At 37.5% G+C, this 6,894-nt stretch carries 4 protein-coding genes; all 4 read left to right on the top strand.

The window, feature by feature from the left end:
• On the top strand, window positions 1-1,080 hold a 1,080-nt coding region (locus J3U69_RS09120), incomplete at its 5' end, for an SLAP domain-containing protein (RefSeq protein WP_267413813.1).
• 167 nt (window positions 1,081-1,247) lie between these two features.
• On the top strand, window positions 1,248-1,622 hold the full coding sequence (locus J3U69_RS09115; protein WP_220220034.1) for a hypothetical protein: 375 nt from the start codon (window positions 1,248-1,250) through the stop codon (window positions 1,620-1,622).
• Window positions 1,623-1,958: 336 nt separating this feature from the next.
• A complete protein-coding gene (locus tag J3U69_RS09110) occupies window positions 1,959-4,334 on the top strand; it encodes a BspA family leucine-rich repeat surface protein (RefSeq protein ID WP_267413810.1) in 2,376 nt (791 codons plus the stop codon).
• A gap of 170 nt (window positions 4,335-4,504) precedes the next feature.
• Complete coding sequence (locus tag J3U69_RS09105) at window positions 4,505-6,802, top strand: BspA family leucine-rich repeat surface protein (RefSeq protein WP_267413808.1); 2,298 nt, start codon at window positions 4,505-4,507, stop codon at window positions 6,800-6,802.
• The last annotated feature ends 92 nt before the right edge of the window (window positions 6,803-6,894 follow it).

The following is a 6,894-nucleotide window of genomic DNA, read 5'->3' as shown; positions in this document are numbered from 1 at the left end:
GGTTCTGGCTCAAATGGCTCCGGCTCCAACGGCTCCGACAGTAATGGTTCAGGATCTAACGGTTCTGACTCAAATGGCTCAGAATCAAATGGTTCTGGCTCCAACGGTTCAGGATCCAACGGCTCAGGCTCAAATGGTTCCGGCTCCAACGGCTCAGGATCAAATGGCTCAGGCTCAAACGGTTCCGGTTCAAGTTCACAAGGCTCTACAAGTACTGGTGGTGCTGGCGCTACTGTTACAGGCTCAACTGGCAGTGATTCTGCTACTGGTCAAGGTACTGCTGCAGAAACTGCCGGTGCTGGTGCTGATGCAGCTCAAGCAACAGATCGGAAGCTTAAACATAATGCATACTTCTATGACAAGGATGGTAAACGTGCCAACTTATTAGTTGCCAAGAAAGGTTCAACAATTTCTACCTTTGGTGAAGCTACTAATATTGGTGGTCGTGAATTCTACCTGACTGATAATGGTCTATATGTTGCTGCTAATAACTTTAAAGAGCAGAAGCGGACATTGAAGCACAATGCATTTGTTTATAACCAGAATGGTAAGCGTGTAGGTACTAAACTACTGAAGAAGAACAGTAAGGTTGGTACTTACGGCGATCCAGTTTCAATTCATGGCAAGTCTTACTACATTGTTGGTACTAATCGTTATGTTAAGGCAGCTAACTTTAAGGCAGCTAGAAAAGAAGCAAATAACGTTATCGCAGATGGCGTAACTTCAAATGCTGTTCTTGAGCATGATGCTTATATATATAATGGAGATGGCAAGAGAATTAACCAAGTAGTTCTTAAGGCTGGCTCCAAGATTACAGCTGGCGATACTAAGACAATTGATGGTCGTCAATTTGTTGAAATTGCTAACGGTCAATATGTAGCAAGTGATAATGTTACAGGAACGGCTCGTAAATTAACTACTAAGGCAGCTATTTACAATAAGTACGGTAACAAGACAAGTAAGCCTGCAATGAAGAAAGGCGAAACTGTTCAGACATACGGTGATATAGTTGTTATTAAGGGCAAAGCTTACTATGCAATCGGTAACGATGAATTTATTAAGCAAACAGCCTTTGAATAAAAATAAAGGTTAGCTAAATAACCATAGAAGAAAGAAGCTCCTATCTCATAAGAGGTAGGGGCTTCTTTTGTTCTAATCTTTAATTTGTGATGCTAGAAAAAATTTACTAATCCAATAATTTGTTTTATAATTATTTTAAACGTATGTTCGTAATAAAGAGAGGGAAAATGAATAAAAAATTTAATCAAGAAGAATTCGACCAGATTCTTGATAATTTTTTTAAAACTTATCAAGATCGGGGCATGAAAAAATGGCAGGGTTTCTTTTTAAGTGATCATACAGCAACTATGAACAAAGACAATCGGCAACGTTCAATTATTTATCATAAAAAAGAGCCGATGACGGTAGAAGAAGTTAGTAAAATTTTAATGAATGCTTATGCCAACCATCGCCAAGTTTCAGTTCAGCTTAAGGAACTTGATATTGAGGGGAAAGTACAACCTGATATTGTCGGTTTCGTACAAGGGTATCAGATAGATGAAATAGTAATTTCTGGTATCTGGATTGATTTAAATAATATAAATAATGTTGCTTTTTCTTAGAAATTTATGGTATATTAAAAAAGGATTAACATCCACTCCTACCTTTTTCGAAAAGACCGCAATTCAATTGCGGTCTTTTTTTGCTTAAATTAAATTGTTGAATTAATATCTGTTTTATTGAAAAAGCTGATAAATGTTTATACATTTTTATGATTTATAAGTATATTTAAGCTTGATAACTAAATTAATTCAAAAAAATTGTGATTTTTCTATGAATATGGTTCTATTTTTAAAAAGTTGTATTAAAATAGTTTATATGTAAATAAAATATTTTAAGGCTTTGTTATAACAAAAATATTTATATAACAAAGTACTAATTTTTAGAAAGGGATAATAATGAAACATAATAAAAAGAAAAACGGGTTAATTGTGTCAACTACAGTGGTAGGACTAGTTTGCGGATTAGCATTGACGCAGCAACAAGCAAAGGCTGCAACGGTAGATCCAGCTAATGATCAAAATAGCACGATTGTTCAGGCACCCAAGGCAGATAAAGCAAATGAGCCCAATACTCTTCCAGCTGAATCTGACTCCCAAGAAAATGCCGATAAAGATGATAATTCACCTGCTAATGTCACGGAAGATAAGCCTGCAGCTACTATTGCTAAAGACACTGATTCAAATGTCAGTGCAAGTAATGAAGATGCAAATAAGCAAACTGCAATTGCAAAAGCGGCAACAACTCCAGAAGTAATTGATCAAGGAACATGGGGTACGAGTAAATGGGAGTATAAGCATGAGGGCGACGACTATGTGCTATATCTGCATGCTGGTACATTAGGCGAATCCAAATGGATTAATAGCGATTTTGTATATAACGGGATTCTCCAGTTAAACAGTACTTTTAAAGATCAGTTAACAAAAATTAAGATTGATCAAGGGGTAGTTGCTAATCAGGAATCAGGTGGATTATTTTATGGCTTAAGCAAGTTAACTACAATAGAGGGCTTAAGCAATCTTAATACTGCTAACGTCACAAACATGCGTGATATGTTTGGTGAATGTTCTAGCTTGACCAGTTTAGATTTAAGTCATTTTGACACATCTAAAGTTACAAATATGTATCGCATGTTTGAAGATTGCAGCAATCTATCCGCCTTAGACTTAAGTAGCTTTGATACTGCAAAAGTTACAGACCTTGGATTTGCGATGATGTTTTTTGGCTGTGATAACTTAGCAACTTTGAATATAAGCAGCTTCAATACGGCTAATGCAACAAATATGTATTGCATGTTTTTTGGATGTAAAAATCTGGTCAGTTTGGATTTAAGCCACTTTGACACATCTAATATTACAGATATGGGTAGTATGTTTGATGGTTGTAGCGGTTTAACCAGTTTAGATTTAAGTCATTTTGACACATCTAAGGTTACAGATATGGATGGCATGTTCGATGGTTGCAGCAGTTTACCTAATTTAGATTTAAGTCACTTTGACACATCTAAAGTTACAAATATTTATGACATGTTTTATGGCTGCAAGAGTTTAACTAGTTTAGATTTAAGTCACTTTGACACGTCTAAAGTTACAGATATGTTTGGTACATTCAGCGGCTGTAGCAGTTTAATCAGTTTAGATTTAAGCCACTTTGACACATCTAAAGTTACAGATATGAGCTACATGTTCTATGTTTGCAGCAGTTTAACCAGTTTAGATTTAAGCAATTTTAATACTAGCAATGTAAAAAATATGTCAAGAATGTTTGACGGTTGCAATAAACTTAATCACTTAGTGCTGGGTTCTGGAACCAAGTTAACTTCTGACGTTAAACTGCCTGCTGTGCCTGCTGTTAATACCGTTGTTTCCGGTTCTAATCGAATTATAACTGCGCCTTACTGGGTGGCAACTAGCGGTTATGAACAAGGTAAGCGTTATACATCAGATGAGTTAATGTCATTAACTGGCCGTGATCAAGTCACAACCTATGACTGGGTTACGCAAACAGTAGCGGCTAATACAACGCAAACTAAGGCAGTAACGCGCTTGATTGTCGTTCATCAGCCAGATGGCTCAACTAAGACAGATGCGCAAACGGTAATGATTACCAGACCTGTAATAATTAAGCCAAATGGTTCAATTTCATGGGGCAATTGGACGACAGCGCAATGGACAGCACATGAAGTACCCGCTTTTGCTGGTTATAATCCAAGCGTTAAAGAAATACCTGCCCAAACAGTTACTAGTCAGACTGGTGATCAGGCAATTGATATATACTATGACCCAATTGAACAAACAATCACGGTGCAATATGTTGATGCTAGTGGCAAAGTCGTTGGCACGCAAGAGCTAACTGGCTATACAGGCGATACATTGACGCCTAATTATCATGCGCCAGCTGGCTATGAACTAGCTGCAGCACCACAGCCAAGTATTAAAGTTGATGGTTCAGGAAGTCAAATTATCAAAGTTACGGTTAATCCTAAGTCAGTTCAAAATACGGAGCTGAAGACTATCACTAGAACAATCAATGTCCACCAGCCTGATGGCAGCATTAAAACTTATAATCAAGTAGCGGTTATCAGACGAACTGTAAGCCTAGACCAAATAACGGGCGAAAAGACCTATGGCAGTTGGCATAATGATAGCTGGGACGAATTCAAGGTACCGGCAATCACTGGTTATACGCCAAGTCAGGCAACAGTAACCGGTCAAGAAGTAACAGCGGATAGTGAAAATGAACAAGTGGAAATATACTATTCTGCAAATAAGTGAAGTTAAATATTCATAATTAATATAGAACAAGTGAATGGTACTGTGAAGACTAACCATCTGCATGGTACCATTTGTTTTATTTATACAAGTATTTGCTCTAATTTCTAGAGTGTATATAACAAAAATAAGATAAATTAATTATTATTACGTATATTAGGAAAGAGAAAATAATGAAAAATAGTACAAAGAAAAACGGGCTAATTATGTCAACGACAGTGGTCGGACTAGTTTGTGGTTTAGCATTAACGCAGCAACAAGCCAAAGCTGCAACGGTAGATCCAGCTAATGATCAAAGCAGCACGATTGTTCAGGCACCCAAGGGAGATAAAGCAACTGAGCCCAATACTCTTCCAGCTGATTCTGACTCCCAAGAAAATGCCGATAAAGATGATAATTCACCTGCTAATGTCACGGAAGATAAGCCTGCAGCTACTAGTGATAAAGACACTGGTTCAAATGTCAGTGCAAGTAATGAAGATGCAAATAAGCAAACTGCGATTGCAAAAGTGGCAACAACTCCAGAAGTAATTAATCAAGGAACATGGGGAACGAGTAAATGGGAGTATAAGCATGAGGGTGATGATTATGTGTTGTATTTACATGCTGGTACATTAGGTGAATCCAAATGGATTAATAGCGATTTTGTATATAATGGGATTCTTCAATTAAATAGTACTTTTAAAGACCAATTAACCAAAATTAAGATTGATCAAGGTGTAGTTGCTAATCAGGAATCAGGTGGATTATTTTATGGCTTAAGCAAGCTAACCACAATAGAAGGTCTAAACAATCTTGATACTGCTAACGTCACAAACATGCGTAGTATGTTTGGTGAATGTTCCAGCTTGACCAGTTTAGATTTAAGTCATTTTGACACATCTAAAGTTACAAATATGTATCGCATGTTTGAAAGTTGCAGCAACCTATCCGCCTTAGACTTAAGTAGCTTTGATACTGCAAAAGTTACAGACCTTGGATTTGCGATGATGTTTTTTGGCTGTGGTAACTTAGCAACTTTGAATATAAGCAGTTTCAATACGGCTAAGGCAACAAATATGTATTGCATGTTTGATGGATGTAGAAGCCTAGCTAGCTTAGATCTAAGCCACTTTGACACATCTAAGGTTACAGATATGGATAATATGTTCGATGATTGTAGCGGTTTAACCAGTTTGGATTTAAGTCATTTTGATACATCTAAAGTTACAAATATTTATGACATGTTCGATGGTTGCAGCAGCTTAACTAGTTTAGATTTAAGTCACTTTGACACGTCTAAAGTTACAGATATGTTTGATACATTCAGCGGCTGTAGCAGTTTAATCAGTTTAGATCTAAGCCATTTTGATACATCTAAAGTTACAAATATGTATGGCCTGTTCAGCGGTTGCAGCAGTTTAACCAGTTTAGATTTAAGCAATTTTAATACAGGCAATGTAAAAAATATGTCAAGAATGTTTGACGGTTGCAATAAACTTAATCATTTAGTGCTGGGGTCTGGAACCAAGTTAACTTCTGACGTTAAATTGCCTGCTGTGCCTGCAGTTAATACCGTTGTTTCCGGCTCTAATCGAATTGTAACTGCGCCTTACTGGGTGGCAACTAGCGGTTATGAACAAGGTAAGCGTTATACATCAGCTGAGTTAATGTCATTAACTGGCCGTGATCAAGTCACAACCTATGACTGGGTTACGCAAACAGTAGCGGCTAATACAACGCAAACTAAGGCAGTAACGCGTTTAATTGTCATTCATCAGCCAGATGGCTCAACTAAGACAGATGCGCAAACGGTAATGATTACTAGACCTGTAATAATTAAGCCAAATGGTTCAATTTCATGGGGCAATTGGACGACAGCACAATGGACAGCACATGAAGTACCCGCTTTTGCTGGTTATAATCCAAGCGTTAAAGAAATACCTGCCCAAACAGTTACTAGTCAGACTGGTGATCAGGCAATTGATATATACTATGACCCAATTGAACAAACAATCACGGTGCAATATATTGATGCTAGTGGCAAAGTCGTTGGTACGCAGGAGTTAACTGGCTACACCGGCGATACATTGACGCCTAATTATCATGCGCCAGCTGGCTATGAACTAGCCGCAGCACCACAGCCAAGTATTAAAGTTGACGGTTCAGGAAAGCAAGTTATCAAAGTTTCGGTTAATCCTAAGTCAGTTCAAAATACGGAGCTGAAGACTATCACTAGAACAATTAATGTCCACCAGCCTGATGGCAGCATTAAAACTTATAATCAAGTGGCGGTTATCAGACGAACTGTGAGCCTAGACCAAATAACAGGGGAAAAGACCTATGGTAGTTGGCACAATGACAGCTGGGACGAATTCAAGGTACCGGCAATCACTGGTTATATGCCAAGTCAGGCAACAGTAACCGGTCAAGAAGTAACAGCGGATAGTGAAAATGAACAAGTAGAAATATATTATTCTGTAAATAAGTAAAGTTAAATATTAATAATTAATATAGAGCAAGTGAATGGTACTGTGAAGACTAACCATCTGCATGGTACCATTTGTTTTATTTATACAAGTAT

It is taken from the genome of Lactobacillus sp. B4026 (assembly GCF_026535825.1).
In the GTDB taxonomy this organism is placed as follows: Bacteria; Bacillota; Bacilli; order Lactobacillales; family Lactobacillaceae; genus Lactobacillus; species Lactobacillus panisapium.
The sequence above is the reverse complement of the archived record's forward strand: the minus strand, read 5'-3'. Positions and strand labels throughout refer to the sequence as shown.